The organism is Pseudomonas sp. CYM-20-01 (assembly GCF_023169845.1).
GTDB classification, from domain to species: domain Bacteria; phylum Pseudomonadota; class Gammaproteobacteria; order Pseudomonadales; family Pseudomonadaceae; genus Aquipseudomonas; species Aquipseudomonas azotoformans.
In genome coordinates, this window is record NZ_AP025169.1 from 4,367,235 (window position 1) to 4,382,783 (window position 15,549).

The window sequence follows — 15,549 nt, forward strand, 5'->3', positions numbered from 1 at the left end:
CCCGAGCACACCATCCCGAGGAGCGACAGCCAGCCCACGCGTCTCACTGGCACACCAACGGCCCGATCAGCGGCACGCCTTGTTGCTGCTCGTCGACCTCGAATCGCGCCTGGCACGTACGCCCTTCACCCAGCGTGACCTGCAAGGTGTTATGCGCCGAGAGGTTCTCCAGGTACACCAGGCCGTCCCAGCCAACCACCGCCTGCTGGTTGCTTTGCTCGTGCACCACCAGGCTGCCCAAGGGCAATTCCTGATGCTGGGTGTCCACCAGGGTAACGCTCGCCGCGAGTACCCGGCGCAATGGAAACTCCAGCAGGTAGCCACTGCCACGGCGCACCGACACACGTTGTTCCACATTCGGGCTCTGCACATTGAGCGGCAGGTTCAGCGGATCGATTTCGTACTTGGCGCGGTAGTACGCGTTGCTCCACGGCACCAGGAGATGCCCATTACGGTCGGTTTCGCCCACCAGCTGGTTCTCGTAGCGCACCGGGATACCCGCGAAACCCTGGGTACTCACCACCACGAAGGCATCATTGATACGGTTGGCGGCAAAGGTGTCGCCACCCATCCACACCAGCGAGCCGCTGGCATCCGCCCAGCGTGTCTCGGCATCGCTGCTGCCGTACACGCCTGCCTGCAGCTGCACCGACTGCAAGCGCCAGGTCAGGTCGGCCTGCCGATATGCCGCGCCATCGCCCTGGGCATAACCGAGGTTGTAGCCCACCCCGCCCTCGCTGGGCACCGCGCTGCTGTAATTGAGGCGCTGGCGACTGGCGCCGTCCTTGCTGCGCTCGGTGCTCAAGGCCAGGCTGCCGTTGAGGTCGAACGGAATCACCAGTTGCGCCTGCATCGCCCAGTTGCTGTCGCCGATCTCGCGGTTGGCCGACAGGTAGAAACTGGTGTTGCGCCACAGCGGTTTGCTCCAGCTCAGGTTGAGCAGCCGCGTGCGCGAATCGTCCGCCGCCTGCACATCGAAATACCCCATGCCCAGGCTGCCAAAACGCTCAAGGTTGAGGCTCAGCGTCACCTGCTCGCTGCGTTTGCTGAGGCTCGCGTAAGCGGTGTCGACCAGGGTCAGGTCGGCGTACTCGTCGTGCCTTTCCACCCGCTGATAGGACAGGCTGTAGCGCGTGCTGTTGTACTGATACCCCAGGCTCAGTTGCTGGCCGCTGCGCCCTTCAAATCGGCTTTGGCTGACGGCGGCATTGAGCACGCCGAGGTTGCCCAGCCGCAGGTTGCCACCCAGGCCGCCCAGGGTCAGGTCAGTGGAGGCTTCGGCATGGCTCTCCAGGGTCAAATTGTCGGAATAACCATAACGAAAGGTACCGCTCGCCACGCCGGGGCCGTAGGCGAAGTCCTTCAGGGTGTACTCCCGGCGCAAGGTGCCAGCGGCCACCGAAAAGTCCGTCAGGCCTTTTTGCAACAGGGTGCTGGTCACATAGAACGGCACCGTGGTCGACACCTGGCGACCCAGGGCGTCAGTCGTCACCACCACCGCTTCGCCCGCTCCGTTGATAAACGGCACGTTGGTCAGGGTGTACGGCCCCGGTTGCAACAGCGCGCTGTCGGATTTGTAGCCATTGATAAACAGGTCCACCGACGACGGCACCGCGGCCTCACCGGCAAATTGCGGCAGGGGGTAAGTCACCAGGTCCGGACGCACCGCGAAGTCCCGCGAGAACTGCACGCCGCCAAGGCGCACCGAACTGCTCCAGGGCAAGGCGCCGCTGATCACGTCACCGGCTTCGTAGGTCAGCAGCCGCTCATCATCGGAGAAGCGCCAGGTAGTGTCATAGCGCCGGTAGCCGTTGTTGAACGTACTGCTGCTGACGCCATCGGCCAAGGTCTGGCGGTACTGGCCGGTGTTGGACAAGGTGCCCCAGTGGTCGAACAGCCGCACTTCGTTCCAGGCGGCGAGGTAGCTGCCGCCTTCGTCTGTATCGTTGAAGTACAGGTCATAGTTGAGCAAGGCGCCAAAGCTGCTCATTGCCTGGGTGCGCGGGTAGGTGTTGCGGTTGCCGATGAATTGTTCCTTCAGCCACGACGGCGGCACATCCAGCAGCAGGCGCTGGCCGTTGCTGTCGTACTCGCTGTGCAGGCCGGGGATCTTGTCCAGCGCCACGCTGCCGCTCAATTCGCCGGGCAGCTTCATGCCCACGTCCTGCAGCGCGCTGGCCGACACATAAAGTTGCCCAGCCCGTTGATCGACCGCGATAACGCGGCCGGTGTCCATCTGATTGACCACCAGCGCCAGAAACAACTGTGCATCGGCGACAGCCTCCATACTGCTCGGGGGCGGTGGCAGGTCGCCAGCCACGCTCGGAAGCGCAACCATTGCGCCGCCCAGCCCGCCCACCACCGACAGCCATAGACTGCGAGCCAGACCACGACTCACCATGGCGTTGTGTCCTTCAATGGACATCTCCATCCGTTTAAATCCCGGGGCGCTCCTGCCCCGTTACCGGCTTGTTACCGCTGCGGCGCGAGGCTCTCCAACTGCGGTGCGCCGTTGACCCTGACCTGCAGCGGCTGGTCGGCCGACAGCGCTGGCGGCACCGGCCAGCGCATGCTGGCGCCCGGCAGCACGTAGCCCAGCAGGCCATCCACCAAGGGTCGGGTCTGCCCGCCCTGCTTGAATGCGGCATCGGTCAGGCGCGCATGCACAGCGCCCTGGTTGCGCACTTCGATATAGTCACGCCCTGCTACCGTGACCTTGTGCCAGCTCAGATCCGGCTTGCCCGCGCCCTTGGGGTCACGCGGGCGCGTGCTGTCCTCCTTGTTCCACAGGCCCGCACCGTAGGCGAACAGCGGCACCGAATAACGCATCTGAAAGCGGATCGCCGCTGCGGTGTTCTTGCCTTCCGGCGGCGTGGGCACCTGCAAGGGTGAAGGGATTTCATCGATGATGATGCGGTAGGCCAACTCTTGCCCCGGTGGCACTTCACGGGTGCGGGTCAGGCGCACCAATTGTTTCTGCCCTGGCTCGATCCGCGCGACGGGCGGGCTGCCGATCACATCACGCTGGTTCTGGTATTGCTCTTCGAAACCACTCTGGCTCCAGGCAAACACGCGAATCTGCAGGCTCGCGGTTTCAGTCCCACGGTTTTCCAGCCACAGCGCGCTCGCCTGTTGATCGGCCTCCAGCACCGGGTCGATGGGCCAGATCAGCACCGAACTGGCCGCCTGCACAAGCCCCGCCGTGCACACCGCACTCAAGGCAATACCCGCGGCCCACAACCGCCGGGATGGTGAACGCATAACCCCACTCCTTATACCGATAGCCTTACCACGTCAGCTGCACCTGCAGCGTGTCGCTGTATGTCCCCCCAGGCTGATTGCCCGGCAATTGCACCCGCCCGTAGATCGGCAGGCTGATGTTGTTCGCATCGCTGTAGGCCACGTTGACGCTCTGGCCGATCCCCAGGCTCTGACTGAACGCCGCATCCTGAAACAACTGGTAGGCCACCCGCGCGCTACCGCTATTGAGCTGCAGATTGCGCCCGGTGCTGCTGTGCTGCCCGCCGTCGACGCTCATGCTCAGCGTCACCCCCGGCGTGCACTGCAAGGTCACGCCCCCCGTCAGCGCCGCCGTGACCGTGCTGGTAGCCAGGGCCGAATAACTGCCGTAGGTCAGCGCACCATAATTGGAGCTGCCGCCCACGATCAGGCAGCCCGGGATGATGGTCGCGCTCACCTGGAAACTCTGGCTGGTCACCGCCGACAACGGCAACGGCACCGCGAGCCCACAGGCCAGCAACGCTCTGAGCCACATTGCTAGAACGTCAGTTCCACGGCCACGGTGTCGGTGTAGGTGCCTGCCGGCAGCCCCGCTTTGCCCACCGCCCGACCATAGAGGTTGACGGTCTGTGCCACCCCGGTGCTGGTGGCGAGGGTGATCACACCGTCAATCGCCAGCAGCGCGGAATGGCCGCTGTCGGTGTAGAAATCGTAGGGCACGAAGTTGCCCGCACCGTCGGCCAATGCACGGCTGCCACCGGGGGACGCGCCGTCATGTGCACCGGCGCGCACCTTGACCGCTGGCGTAGTGCCACTGGAACACAGGATCGACAACGCGCCACCGGTGCCAGTACCGCCCAGCAACTGGGCATCGGCGTTGGTGAACAGGCTGTTGGTGGTGCCGAAATTCAAGCTACCGAAGTTCAACCCGGTAGCCGCGCCCGAACCGTTGACCTGGCAACTGGCGATCAATATCAGGCTGGAGGTGATCTGCCCGGTCACCGTAGTTGCGGCATTGAGGCTGGAGGCCATTGCCAGGCCCAGCGCACACACACCCAATCGCGAAACAAGTACATGCATGGTTTTCATCCTCTTGAGTTACCAGTCCAGTGTCACCGTCAACGTGTCGGTGTAGATCCCTGCCGGTAAGGCACTGGTATTTGCCACCACGGAGCCAAACACCGGGATCGGTATCTGGGTGCCCTTGGCCACGACAAAATTGCGTTGTTGCCCGATGCTATAGGTGCTGTGCCCCTGCGGGTCGGCGGACAGTCGATAAGGAATCATCTGGCGCCCATTGCTCAGGCGCCGAGTGGTGCCATCACCGTTGGTGCCGCCGTCGATGGTCACGGTGAAGCTCGAGACCGAGGGGTTGCACGACACCGCCAAGGGCGCCTTGTCGCCCGCGGTGACGCCAGCACCCAATGGATTGTTCCAGGTCGGACCCTGACTGCCGAAGTCGAGCATCGCCGTGCCGCCCGTGGGGTTGACCGGCGCGCTCTCCACGCTTTTGCTCACTTCGCAACTGGCGGTGATCACCAGCCGCGCCTGGATAAACCCGCTGGCGACAGCCGCCTGCACGTCATCTGCCAGCACCAGCAGGCCACCCATGGCCACCAGGGCCAGGCAACGGCTTACCATGTCACCGTCACCTTGAGCAGGTCGGTGTAGCGGCCGACGGCGGGGATCTCCTTGAGCGGCTCGATGCGACCATAGAGCGGCAGGTCGACGAAACCTGCGTCCGGCACCCGGCCGCTGAGCGGCACATCCACGGGCAACGGCACGCGCCGCGCCGCGTCGGCATAGATGCGATAGGGAATGGGTTGGGTCGATGTAGTAGCACTGAGGTAGCGCACTTCACCGGTGCCACCATGCAGGCCGCCATCGACGCGGACCTGGTACGGCGTGTCGGGGTTGCACTCCAGGCGCGGTTGGCGCTGGCTGATCAGCGCCGCACTCAGGGGCCCGGCCGGGTCATCCAGACGCGGGCCGCTGCCGAAATCCAGTACGCCCAATTGCTCGATACCAGCGCTGCGGGTGGTGCCCACCAACTGGCAGCCCCGCTGCACGTCGATACGCACCTCCACCTGGAGCTGTGCACCGTAAGCCGCGTTGCAGAGCATTGCGCCCATGACTGCCAATACTGCTCGTCCCTTCACTGCCCCAAATCCTTGTACACGGGTGACTGCTGTGTAGGAGGTTAGTCACTCAGCGAGAAACTGCCAGTCTGGACAGGATTGCCGGCGTGAGATGCTTTTTCGAGATAGCTGGCAGCGCCCTTCTCTATTGGTCAAAACGCGACGAGCGTCCTAAAGTGAGCGACCACCGAAATACAGAGTGACTTGCATTGGCCGCGCTTTCCCTGATCCGTCGCCTGCTCGGCCAAAAGCCCGGGCCCCTTGGCGCTTCGCCCATTCCCGCGTTTTTTCAGCAAAAGGCCGCGCAACAGGGTTACACCCTGAGCACCGGTCAAACCCGCGCAATTGCTGCCCTGGCCCGGGAAACCCAACAACTGCTCGTCGGCCAGCCCGCCCGCAGCCTGTACCTCCACGGCCCCGTAGGGCGCGGCAAAAGCTGGCTGCTGGACGGGTTCTTCCAGGCGTTGCCGATCGCCGAGAAGCAGCGCGTGCACTTCCATGATTTTTTCGCCCAACTGCATCGCGGCATGTTCACGCACCATGCGCAGGACGATGCCCTGGCCGCGACGCTCGATGAGCAGTTGGCAGGCTGCCGGGTGCTGTGTTTCGACGAATTCCACGTCCATGATATCGGCGATGCCATGCTGATCACGCGGCTGTTCAAGGCCCTGTTCGAGCGCGGTGTACTGGTGTTGGTGACGTCCAACTATGCGCCGCAAGGGTTGCTGCCCAACCCCCTGTACCACGAGCGCTTCAAGCCGGTGATCGACCTGATCGCAGCGCGCATGGAGGTGCTGGAAGTCAGTTCGCCCCAGGACTTTCGCAGCCTGCCCCAGGCCCGGAGCGCGCAACGTTTCACCTGCGGCCAATACGTCTGGCCGGGCACCCCGGGGCAGCGGGCGGCGCTCGACCTGCCCGCCGTAGACAGCCCGCCCCGCCCCCTGGGCGTCGGCCATCGGACTTTGATGTGCCGCCGCCATCAAGGGCGCAGCATTGCCTTCACCTTCAACGACCTGTGCGAACAACTGACGGCGGTGATGGACTACCTGCTGCTGTGCCAGGACTACGACCACTGGATCATCGACGGCCTGCCTCAACTGGCGAACTGCCCGATTGCCGTGCAGCAGCGCTTTATCAACCTGGTGGATGTGCTTTACGACCGCGACAAGCACCTGGTACTGATCGGCGAATTACCGCTCGAGGTTGCCTTGAGCGGCCAGGCCATCGACCTGGCCCGCACCGCCAGCCGTCTTGGACAATTGCAGCAGGCCCCCCCGCAACCCGCGTCCGACCCGGTATCATGAGCGCCTTCCACGCCTTCTTGCCGAGTGACCGCGCCGTTCATGAATACCCTCGCCCAACTCAAGGCCGGCCAATTGGCCGGCATCACGCGCCTGGACCTGTCCTGCGGGCTGACCGAATTCCCCCGGGAAATCTTCGAACTGGCCGACTCCCTGGAAATCCTCAACCTCAGCGGCAATGCCCTGCGCAGCCTGCCCGACGACCTGCACCGTCTGCCGCACCTGCGCGTACTGTTCTGCTCGGACAACCTGTTCACCGAACTGCCGGCTTGCCTCGGCCAATGCGCCAACCTGAGCATGATCGGCTTCAAGGCCAACCAGATCAGCCACGTGCCCGCCGCCGCGTTGCCGCCGCTGCTGCGCTGGCTGATCCTGACCGATAACCGCATCAGCCAACTGCCCGAGGCATTGGGCGAACGGCCATTGCTGCAAAAACTGATGCTGGCGGGCAACCACCTGACGCACCTGCCGCAAAGCCTCGCCGACTGCCACAACCTCGAACTGCTGCGCATCGCCTCCAACCGCTTCACGCGCCTGCCGCAGTGGCTGTTGACGCTGCCGAGCCTGACCTGGCTGGCCTACGCCGGTAACCCGGTGGAAATGGCGGTGACGGTGGCGGGTGAATACACCACGCCGGACATTCCCTGGTCCGAACTGGAACTGGCCGAAGTACTGGGCGAAGGCGCGTCCGGCGTGATCCGCAAAGCACAGTGGACACCCTCAAACACACCCGTCGCCGTCAAGCTCTATAAGGGCAGCATCACCAGTGACGGCTCACCGCTGCACGAAATGCAGGCCTGTATCGCCGCCGGGCTGCACCCCAACCTGATCAAGGTCGAAGGCCGCGTGGTCGGCCACCCCGATGACCAGGCCGCCCTGGTGATGGACCTGATCGACCCGAGTTACCGCAACCTCGCGGCACTGCCGAGCCTGGCGTCGTGCACCCGGGATATCTACACGCCGGACACCCGTTTCAGCCTTGACGTGGCGTTGCGCATCGCCCGTGGCATCGCCTCGGTCGCGGCGCATCTGCACCGGCACGGCATCACCCATGGCGACCTGTATGGCCACAATATTCTGTGGAATGAAGCAGGTGACTGCCTGCTCGGGGACTTCGGCGCCGCGTCGTTCCATGCCACAGCGGACACCGAGGAAACCAGGGCGTTGCAGCGTATTGAAGTGCGCGCGTTCGGGATTTTGCTGGGGGAGTTGCTGGAGCGGGTTGAGGAACAGGTGAGCGGTGAATGGCTGACGCTACAAGCAAGGTGCTGTCAGCCCGATGTGCTGGCACGGCCTGGATTCGAAGAGATCGAAGCCATCCTGGCCTCTATCCAACTGCGCTGACCCGATGTGTGAGGGGGCAAGCCCCCTCACACATGTTGAAGGTTCAGCCCGCCAGGCCGACGAACATATCCTGCACGTCATCATGGTTGTCCAGGCCTTCGAGGAAGGCTTCGACTTCCGCCATCTGCTCATCGCTCAAACCGCTCACCGGGTTCTTCGAGAGGTAGCCAAGCTTGGCCGACAACACGGTGAAACCCTGCTCCGGCAAGGCTTTCTGCACGGCGTCGAGGTCGGTGGTCTCGGTAATGAACAGGGTGGTGCCCTCTTCTTCGCCTTCTTCGAAATCCTGGGCGCCGGCTTCAATGGCGGCCATTTCCGGATCGGCGTCCGGGCTGTCCGGCGAGGCTTCGATCAGGCCGACGTGGTTGAAGTCCCAGGCCACGGAACCGGAAGCGCCCAGCTGGCCCTTGCGGAACGCCACGCGGATTTCCGCCACGGTGCGGTTGATGTTGTCGGTCACGCACTCGACGATCAGCGGCACCTGGTGCGGGGCAAACCCTTCATAGGTCACGCGGTGGTACTGCACGGTTTCGCCGAGCAGACCGGCGCCTTTCTTGATGGCGCGGTCCAGGGTTTCCTTGGGCATCGAGGCCTTTTTGGCCTGTTCCACCACCAGACGCAGGTGCGCGTTGGTCGCGGTGTCGGCGCCATTGCGGGCGGCGATGGTGATTTCTTTCACCAGCTTGCCGAAGATCTTGCCCTTGGCATTGGCTGCCGCTTCTTTATGTTTGACTTTCCACTGTGCGCCCATGACTCACTCTCTTTATGTCCATCGCGCCGAAACGTCTACTGGCCGGCGCTTTGGGGGCAGAGTTTATAGCGCAAGAACGCATCGTTCCACCAAAAAACCGTCAGGGCGCCAACTCGAAAAACGCCTGGATCAGGCGCAATGCGCGGCGCCGTTCCATGCAGCCGAGCAGGTGACGGTTCACCAGGCCATCACCCTGGATCGGCACCGCGCACACCCGCGGGTCGGGGCTGACCTCCATCGACGACACCACCCCAACGCCCAATTCGGCAGCCACGGCTTCCGTCACCGCCTCGCGACTGTCCAGCTCCAGCAGCACCCTGGGCTGTACACCGGCAACGAGGCAAGCACCGTCAAACGTGCGCCGGGTGATGGAGCCGGGTTCACGCAGCACCATGATGACCTCATGCAGTTGCTCCAGCTGAACACCCTCGGCCTGCCTGACCCACGGATGCGCCACCGGCACCAGCGCGCAGATCCGCGATTCGGCCAACGGCTGCAAGTGCAGGCCATTGCGCGGCTCCACCTCGGTCAGTACCGCCACGTCCGCATGCTCGGACAGCAACGCTGCCAGGGTTTCCTGGGCGTTGCCCAGGCGCAGATTGACCGTGATCCCGGGATACCGCGCACGCAGGCTGGCGATCATCGGCATCACCAGGTGCGGACCGTCCGCCGCCACTTCCAGGCGCCCGGTGAGCAATTGGCGATTGGCTTCCAGCAGGGTCTGCGCCTCGTCCACCAGACCGAAGATCGCCCGAGTGATGGCCGCCAGGCGCGTGCCTTCCTCGGTCAGTTCCACGCGCCTGGCGGTGCGACGCAACAGCGCGATCTGGTAGTGCTCCTCCAGGGCCTTGATATGCCCGGTCACCGCCGGCTGGCTGATGAACAGCCGCGCCGCCGCACGGGTAAAACTGCCCTCGCGGGCCACCGCATCGAATGCACGCAGTTGGAACAGGTTCATAGCTATCGGCCTCACTGATAGCTCGCATAACAACAAACAATTTGATTGATGACAAGCCAAACTGCAATTTAGGCGCCGTAGATTCAACCGATGCTTCGCGAGGATTTGTAATGACGACGCCCATCCTGCTGACCCCCGGCCCCCTGACCACCTCGAACCGCACCCGCCAGGCCATGCTGGTGGATTGGGGCTCATGGGACGACCGCTTCAACCAGCTCACCGCCAGCGTCTGCGAACAGTTGCTGGCAATCATCGATGGCGCCGCCAGCCACCATTGCGTGCCCTTGCAAGGCAGCGGCACCTTTGCCGTCGAAGCGGCCATCGGCACCCTGGTCCCACGCGACGGCAAGGTGCTGGTGCTGATCAACGGCGCCTATGGCAAGCGCCTGGCGAAGATCTGCGAAGTACTGGGCCGCGAATTCAGCACCTTCGAAACCGCCGAGGACCAACCCACCACCGCCGCCGATGTGGACCGCCTGCTGCACGCCGACAAGGCCATTACCCACGTCGCGCTGATCCACTGCGAAACCAGCACCGGCATCCTCAACCCCTTGGCCGAGATCGCCCAGGTGGTGAAACACCACGGCAAGCGCCTGATCGTCGACGCCATGAGTTCTTTTGGTGCGCTACCGATCAACGCCCGCGAAGTACCGTTCGACGCATTGATCGCCGCTTCAGGCAAGTGCCTGGAAGGCGTGCCGGGCATGGGCTTTGTCTTCGTCGACCAACAGGCGCTGGCCGCCGCCCATGGCAACTGCCACTCCCTGGCAATGGACCTGTTCGACCAGCACAGCTACATGGCCAAGACCGGCCAATGGCGTTTCACCCCGCCGACCCACGTGGTGGCGGCCCTGCATGAAGCACTGCTGCAATACGCCGAAGAAGGCGGCCTGCGCGCACGTCATCAACGCTACGCCAATAACTGCCAGGCACTGCTGGACGGCATGGCCGAACGGGGCCTGCGCAGCTTCCTGCCGGCGGACATCCAGGCGCCGATCATCATCACCTTCCACGCCCCGCAGGACCCGCGCTACCACTTCAAGGACTTCTATGAACGGGTCAAGGCCAAGGGTTTCATTCTGTATCCGGGCAAACTGACCCAGGTGGAAACCTTCCGCGTGGGCTGCATCGGCCATGTCGATGCCAGCGACATGCACGCCGCCGTCACCGCCATCGCTGACGTACTGCAGGCCATGGGTATTACCCTTTCATCGATTGGAGCACACGCATGAACTATCAAAACCCCAACACCCTGCAAGCCGTGATCCTCGATTGGGCCGGCACCGTGGTCGACTTCGGCTCCTTCGCACCCACGCAGATTTTTGTCGAAGCCTTCGCCGAATTCGACGTGCAAGTCTCCATCGAAGAAGCCCGTGGCCCGATGGGCATGGGCAAGTGGGACCACATCCGCACCCTGTGCGACCAGCCGCAAGTCGCCGAGCGCTACCGCAACGCCTTCGGCCGCACGCCCACCGACGATGACGTGACGGCCATCTACCAGCGCTTCATGCCGTTGCAGATCGAGAAGATCGCCGAACACTCGGCGCTGATTCCCGGCGCCCTCGACACCCTCGCCCGTTTGCGGGTGCAAGGCATCAAGATCGGTTCGTGCTCCGGCTACCCCAAGCAAGTGATGGACAAGGTGGTCGCACTGGCCGCCACCAACGGCTATATCGCCGACCACGTAGTTGCCACCGACGAAGTGCCCAACGGTCGCCCATGGCCAGCCCAGGCCCTGGCCAACGTGATTGCGCTGGGCATCGACGATGTGGCGGCGTGCGTGAAGGTCGACGACACCGTGCCGGGCATCCTCGAAGGCCGCCGCGCCGGGATGTGGACCGTCGCCCTGACTTGCTCCGGTAATGCCCTGGGCCTGACCTACGAACAGTTCCGTGCACTGGACGCTGCCACACTGGCCAGCGAGCGCAAGCGCATCGAGGCGATGTTCGCAGGCTCACGGCCGCACTACCTGATCGACACCATCAACGACCTGCCTGCGGTCATCACCGACATCAATGCGCGCCTGGCCCGTGGGCAAATGCCGCAGAGCTACTGATAGAGGTCAACATCACGGCACTTACCCCAGGCAAACCGCTCAAAACCGGCATACAGTAGAAGGACTCCATCGCCAAAGAATGGAGGTTTGCCCTGATGAGTGAGGAACCCAGCGATGCCGTGGAAAAACTCCGATACACGCTACAGCACCATGTCGATTGCGTTGCACTGGTTGATGGTGGTGCTGCTGGCGGTGGTCTACGCCTGCATTGAGTTACGCGGCCAGTTTCCCAAAGGCAGCGGTGCGCGAACGTTGATCGTCGAGATGCACTTCATGTTCGGCCTTACCGTGTTTGTGCTGGTGTGGTTGCGCCTGTTCGCACGCAGCCTGGGAGTGGCGCCGAAGATCGTACCGGCGCCGCCGCCATGGCAGAGCCTGTTGGCGACGCTGATGCACGTTGCGCTGTACGCGTTGATGATCGGCATGCCGATTGCGGGTTGGCTGATTGTCAGCGCCGAGGGGCATTCGGTGATGTTCTATGGCATGGAATTGCCGCCGCTGATCGCGGAAAACAAGGCGCTGGCCAAGCAGATTGAAGGCTGGCATGTGCTGTTCGGCAAGATCGGCTACTGGTTGATCGGGCTGCATGCGCTGGCCGGGATCGCCCACCATTACATCCTGCGGGACAACACCGCGTTGCGGATGATGCCGGGCAAGCGCGCTAACCCTTGAAGCCTCGCTGGCCTTGCAGGCCGCCGGTGTGGACGAAGACCAGGCGAGTGCCGGGGGCGAAGCGCCCGGCTTCGATCCGGGTCTTCAAGGCCAGTAACGCCTTGCCGGTGTAAAGCGGCTCCAAGGGTACGCCGCAGGCCTGCTGGGTGGTGTCGATGAAGTCGAGCAACTCGGGGTCGACTTTGGCGAAGCCACCTCGACTGGCGTCCAGCAGTTCATAGCCTCCCTGCACGATGGCCTCGACGTTCTGCGCCACACCGTGATCGTCCGGCACCGCCATGGCGCCGTACACCGGGTGCGCGCCCGCCTCTGCCAGTGCCAGGCCGCCCAGCGTGGTGCCGGTGCCTGCGGCCAGCCACCAGCCGTCGTAGTCCGCCCAGCCCACGCTGTGCAACTGTGCACGCACCTGCTCGACCAGCACCGCGCAACCCAGGGCGCCCTCCCGACCACCGCCGCCCTCGGGCACAGGGTGCAGGTGGGGATACTGCTCACGCCACGGCAACCAGAAACCGGGTTCATGCCGCACGCGATAGCCGCCATAGCCCAGCCAATGCAGCTGCATGCCGAAGGCTTTCAGGTCGAGAACGGTGGGGGTGTCTTGCGGGTGCCCGCGCAGCAGGCCGACGGTGGGGAAACCGAAGCGTGTGCCGGCGGCCGCCAATGCATGCAGATGGTTGGAATAAGCCCCGCCCAGGCTGATGAGGCCGCGAGCGGCTTGCGCCTGCGCCAGGTGCCCGGTGAGCTTGAACCACTTGTTGCCGCTGATCAGCGGGTCGATGCGGTCCAGGCGCAACACGGCCAGCTCGACACCTCTGAGCCAATCCAGGTGCAGCGGTTCAAGCGGTGCGTGGGGAAGCCAATCGAAGGGACCCATCGGGCGGGATCTGCATGAAAAACGGGGCGGTAGTCTACCACCGCCCCGCCCAGGGTCTTACAGCTCGGCGGCGAGGCGCGAGCCCTGGTTGATGGCGCGCTTGGCGTCCAGCTCGGCCGCCACATCGGCGCCGCCGATCAGGTGCACGTTCTGGCCGGCGGCGACCAGGCCGTCGTGCAGTTCGCGCAGTGGGTCCTGGCCGGCGCAGATGACGATGTTGTCCACCGCCAGCACCTGGGGTTCGCCTTCGGCGCCGATGCGGATGTGCAGGCCGGCATCGTCGATCTTCAGGTACTCGACACTGTTGAGCATCTGCACCTGCTTGTTCTTCAAGCCGGTGCGGTGGATCCAGCCGGTGGTCTTGCCCAGGCCGTCGCCGACCTTGGAGGCCTTGCGTTGCAGCAGGAACACGTCACGCGCCGGTGCATGGGGTTGCGGCTTGATCCCGGCCACGCCGCCACGGGCTTGCAGCCGGGTGTCGATGCCCCATTCCTTCCAGAATGCTTCGCGGTCCAAGCTGGTGGAAACGCCCTGGTGCACGAGGAATTCCGACACGTCGAAACCAATACCACCCGCGCCGATCACCGCCACACGCTTGCCGACCGGTTTGCGCTCCAGGATCACATCCAGGTAGCTCAGCACCTTGGCGTTGTCGATGCCCGGAATCGCTGGGGTACGCGGTGCGATACCGGTGGCCAGGATGATCTCGTCGTAGCCACCCGCCGCCAGTTGCGCCACATCCACGCGGGTATTGAGGCACAGCTCCACATGGGTGGTCTGCAATTTGCGTTTGAAGTAGCGCAGGGTTTCGAAGAACTCTTCCTTGCCCGGCACCCGCTTGGCGATGTTGAACTGGCCGCCGATCTCGCTGGCGGAGTCGAACAACGTCACCTGGTGGCCACGCTCGGCGGCCACCGTTGCGGCGGCCAGGCCGGCAGGACCGGCACCGACCACGGCAATCTTCTTGATCTGCTTGACCGGCAGGTAGTTGAGCTCGGTTTCGTAGCACGCCCGTGGGTTGACCAGGCAAGTGGTCAGCTTGCCGCCAAAGGTGTGGTCCAGGCAGGCCTGGTTGCAGCCGATGCAGGTGTTGATTTCATCGGCGCGGCCGGCGGCGGCCTTGTTGACGAACTCCGGGTCGGCCAGGAACGGGCGCGCCATGGAGACCATGTCGGCATCGCCCTCGGCAAGAATCTGCTCGGCGATTTCCGGGGTGTTGATGCGGTTGGTGGTGATCAGCGGAATCTGCACCGCACCGCGCAACTTGGCGGTGACTTTGCTGAACGCGCCACGCGGCACCTTGGTGGCAATCGTCGGGATGCGCGCTTCATGCCAGCCGATACCGGTGTTGATGATCGTCGCACCGGCGCCTTCGATGGCCTTGGCCAACTGCACGATCTCTTCCCAGGTGCTGCCACCTTCCACCAGGTCGAGCATCGAGAGGCGGAAGATGATGATGAAATTCGGGCCCACGGCCTCACGCACGCGGCGCACGATTTCCACGGCCAGGCGCATGCGATTTTCGTAGCTGCCACCCCAGCGGTCGGTGCGATGGTTGGTATGGGCGGCGAGGAACTGGTTAATGAAGTAGCCTTCGGAACCCATGATTTCCACGCCGTCGTACTCGGCGACCTGGGCCAGCAGCGAGCAGGTGACGAAATCCTGGATCTGCTTTTCGATGCCCTCTTCGTCCAGTTCCTTGGGCTTGAACGGGTTGATCGGCGCCTGGATCGCACTCGGCGCGACCTGTTTGGGGCTGTAGGCATATCGGCCGGCGTGGAGGATCTGCATGCAGATCTTGCCACCCGCCGCGTGCACCGCCTGGGTCACGATCTTGTGTTTCTGCGCTTCTGCGTCGGTGGTCAGCTTGGCCGCGCCGGCATACACACCGCCCTCGTCATTCGGGCCGATGCCGCCGGTGACCATCAGGCCCACACCGCCCCGGGCGCGCTCGGCAAAATAGGCAGCCATGCGTTCGAAACCGCCGGGTTTCTCTTCCAGGCCGGTGTGCATCGAGCCCATCAGGGTACGGTTGCGCAAGGTGGTAAAACCCAGGTCCAACGGGGCCAGCAGATGCGGGTAGGCAGCAGCGGTCATGGTCAAGCTCCACAACGGATCATCACGGGGTGTGACGGGCTCGTGCGGCCCGCCATCGGTTTATGTCTCACAGACTAAGAGGCGGTGGATGACGGCTCAATGACTGAAACTGACAAGT

Annotated in this window: 15 protein-coding genes; 5 read left to right on the forward strand and 10 right to left on the reverse strand. The window is 63.8% G+C overall.

Annotation, left to right across the window (positions count from 1 at the left end; translation table 11 throughout):
• Positions 1-43: 43 nt before the first annotated feature.
• The 6 genes from M2497_RS19600 to M2497_RS19625 all read right to left on the reverse strand — a co-directional run bounded on the left by M2497_RS19600 (position 44) and on the right by M2497_RS19625 (position 5,363).
• Positions 44-2,401 (reverse strand): fimbria/pilus outer membrane usher protein, encoded by a 2,358-nt coding sequence (locus tag M2497_RS19600; protein ID WP_248488228.1) that lies wholly within the window; start codon positions 2,399-2,401, stop codon positions 44-46.
• A 71-nt stretch (positions 2,402-2,472) separates the two neighbouring features.
• Complete coding sequence (locus tag M2497_RS19605; RefSeq protein ID WP_248482445.1) at positions 2,473-3,261, reverse strand: molecular chaperone; 789 nt, start codon at positions 3,259-3,261, stop codon at positions 2,473-2,475.
• Between the two features lie 25 nt (positions 3,262-3,286).
• Positions 3,287-3,775: a spore coat U domain-containing protein gene (locus tag M2497_RS19610; RefSeq protein WP_071493476.1), complete on the reverse strand. Its 489-nt coding sequence runs from the start codon at positions 3,773-3,775 to the stop codon at positions 3,287-3,289.
• Positions 3,776-3,777: 2 nt separating this feature from the next.
• Positions 3,778-4,320, reverse strand: a complete 543-nt coding sequence (locus tag M2497_RS19615) for a spore coat protein U domain-containing protein (protein WP_034107216.1) — start codon at positions 4,318-4,320, stop codon at positions 3,778-3,780.
• 18 nt (positions 4,321-4,338) lie between these two features.
• Positions 4,339-4,881 (reverse strand): spore coat protein U domain-containing protein, encoded by a 543-nt coding sequence (locus tag M2497_RS19620; protein WP_248482446.1) that lies wholly within the window; start codon positions 4,879-4,881, stop codon positions 4,339-4,341.
• The gene (locus tag M2497_RS19625; RefSeq protein WP_248488229.1) at positions 4,875-5,363 is read right to left on the reverse strand and encodes a spore coat U domain-containing protein; all 489 of its coding nucleotides are present in this window, start codon (positions 5,361-5,363) and stop codon (positions 4,875-4,877) included. Before M2497_RS19625 ends, M2497_RS19620 begins: the two co-directional genes overlap by 7 nt.
• A 224-nt stretch (positions 5,364-5,587) precedes the next feature.
• Here M2497_RS19625 and zapE point away from each other — a divergent pair, with 224 nt between their 5' ends.
• Positions 5,588-6,682 (forward strand): cell division protein ZapE, encoded by a 1,095-nt coding sequence (zapE, locus tag M2497_RS19630; protein ID WP_248482448.1) that lies wholly within the window; start codon positions 5,588-5,590, stop codon positions 6,680-6,682.
• Between the two features lie 39 nt (positions 6,683-6,721).
• Positions 6,722-8,023 (forward strand): protein kinase, encoded by a 1,302-nt coding sequence (locus M2497_RS19635; RefSeq protein ID WP_248482450.1) that lies wholly within the window; start codon positions 6,722-6,724, stop codon positions 8,021-8,023.
• A 43-nt stretch (positions 8,024-8,066) separates the two neighbouring features.
• Here the strand turns inward: M2497_RS19635 and M2497_RS19640 are convergent, their stop codons facing one another.
• Entirely contained in the window at positions 8,067-8,774 is a 708-nt protein-coding gene (locus tag M2497_RS19640; RefSeq protein WP_071493480.1) for a YebC/PmpR family DNA-binding transcriptional regulator, read from the reverse strand.
• 100 nt (positions 8,775-8,874) lie between these two features.
• Positions 8,875-9,732, reverse strand: a complete 858-nt coding sequence (locus tag M2497_RS19645; protein WP_248482452.1) for a LysR substrate-binding domain-containing protein — start codon at positions 9,730-9,732, stop codon at positions 8,875-8,877.
• A gap of 110 nt (positions 9,733-9,842) precedes the next feature.
• Here M2497_RS19645 and M2497_RS19650 point away from each other — a divergent pair, with 110 nt between their 5' ends.
• From M2497_RS19650 to M2497_RS19660, 3 genes are all read left to right on the forward strand, one after another.
• The gene (locus M2497_RS19650; RefSeq protein ID WP_248482454.1) at positions 9,843-10,964 is read left to right on the forward strand and encodes a 2-aminoethylphosphonate--pyruvate transaminase; all 1,122 of its coding nucleotides are present in this window, start codon (positions 9,843-9,845) and stop codon (positions 10,962-10,964) included.
• A complete protein-coding gene (phnX, locus tag M2497_RS19655) occupies positions 10,961-11,788 on the forward strand; it encodes a phosphonoacetaldehyde hydrolase (protein ID WP_248482456.1) in 828 nt (275 codons plus the stop codon). Before M2497_RS19650 ends, phnX begins: the two co-directional genes overlap by 4 nt.
• A gap of 114 nt (positions 11,789-11,902) precedes the next feature.
• Positions 11,903-12,460, forward strand: a complete 558-nt coding sequence (locus M2497_RS19660; RefSeq protein ID WP_071493484.1) for a cytochrome b — start codon at positions 11,903-11,905, stop codon at positions 12,458-12,460.
• Here the strand turns inward: M2497_RS19660 and M2497_RS19665 are convergent.
• A complete protein-coding gene (locus tag M2497_RS19665; RefSeq protein ID WP_248482458.1) occupies positions 12,450-13,334 on the reverse strand; it encodes a pyridoxal-phosphate dependent enzyme in 885 nt (294 codons plus the stop codon). The genes M2497_RS19660 and M2497_RS19665 overlap by 11 nt on opposite strands.
• Positions 13,335-13,391: 57 nt before the next feature.
• Entirely contained in the window at positions 13,392-15,431 is a 2,040-nt protein-coding gene (locus M2497_RS19670; protein WP_248482460.1) for an NADPH-dependent 2,4-dienoyl-CoA reductase, read from the reverse strand.
• Between the last annotated feature and the right edge of the window lie 118 nt (positions 15,432-15,549).

Coding starts and splice junctions, on each gene's coding strand:
- M2497_RS19665 (WP_248482458.1), bottom strand. CDS start 13,334: ATGGGTCCCTTCGATTGGCTTCCCCACGCACCGCTTGAACCGCTGCAC.
- phnX (WP_248482456.1), top strand. CDS start 10,961: ATGAACTATCAAAACCCCAACACCCTGCAAGCCGTGATCCTCGATTGG.
- M2497_RS19615 (WP_034107216.1), bottom strand. CDS start 4,320: ATGCATGTACTTGTTTCGCGATTGGGTGTGTGTGCGCTGGGCCTGGCA.
- M2497_RS19670 (WP_248482460.1), bottom strand. CDS start 15,431: ATGACCGCTGCTGCCTACCCGCATCTGCTGGCCCCGTTGGACCTGGGT.
- M2497_RS19645 (WP_248482452.1), bottom strand. CDS start 9,732: ATGAACCTGTTCCAACTGCGTGCATTCGATGCGGTGGCCCGCGAGGGC.
- M2497_RS19625 (WP_248488229.1), bottom strand. CDS start 5,363: ATGCTCTGCAACGCGGCTTACGGTGCACAGCTCCAGGTGGAGGTGCGT.
- M2497_RS19620 (WP_248482446.1), bottom strand. CDS start 4,881: ATGGTAAGCCGTTGCCTGGCCCTGGTGGCCATGGGTGGCCTGCTGGTG.
- M2497_RS19650 (WP_248482454.1), top strand. CDS start 9,843: ATGACGACGCCCATCCTGCTGACCCCCGGCCCCCTGACCACCTCGAAC.
- M2497_RS19640 (WP_071493480.1), bottom strand. CDS start 8,774: ATGGGCGCACAGTGGAAAGTCAAACATAAAGAAGCGGCAGCCAATGCC.
- M2497_RS19660 (WP_071493484.1), top strand. CDS start 11,903: ATGCCGTGGAAAAACTCCGATACACGCTACAGCACCATGTCGATTGCG.
- M2497_RS19610 (WP_071493476.1), bottom strand. CDS start 3,775: ATGTGGCTCAGAGCGTTGCTGGCCTGTGGGCTCGCGGTGCCGTTGCCG.
- M2497_RS19605 (WP_248482445.1), bottom strand. CDS start 3,261: ATGCGTTCACCATCCCGGCGGTTGTGGGCCGCGGGTATTGCCTTGAGT.
- M2497_RS19635 (WP_248482450.1), top strand. CDS start 6,722: ATGAATACCCTCGCCCAACTCAAGGCCGGCCAATTGGCCGGCATCACG.
- M2497_RS19600 (WP_248488228.1), bottom strand. CDS start 2,401: ATGGTGAGTCGTGGTCTGGCTCGCAGTCTATGGCTGTCGGTGGTGGGC.